Genomic DNA, 262 nt, shown 5'->3' on the forward strand with positions numbered 1-262 from the left:
GAACGGCCCTATCGCATCGTCGCCCTGCCGACCCGCTATCCCTCGGGCGGCGAGCGCCAGCTGATCCAGTTGCTCACCGGCAGGGAAGTCCCGGCGGACGGCCTGCCGGCGGACATCGGCATCCTGTGCCAGAACGTCGGCACCCTGGCCGCCGTGCACGATGCCGTCGTCCTCGGTCGGCCGCTGATCTCGCGGATCACTACCCTCGCCGGCGGCGCCCTGGAGCGGCCGATGAACGTCGAGGCGCTGATCGGTACGCCGG

General features: G+C 71.8%; 1 pseudogene. It reads left to right on the forward strand.

From position 1 onward, the window contains the following. Nucleotides 1-262: pseudogene (locus ACLJNW_RS25955) on the forward strand (electron transport complex subunit RsxC); the annotation flags it as partial.

Source organism: Salmonella sp. SAL4457, from assembly GCF_046548235.1.
Lineage (GTDB): Bacteria > Pseudomonadota > Gammaproteobacteria > Enterobacterales > Enterobacteriaceae > Salmonella > Salmonella enterica.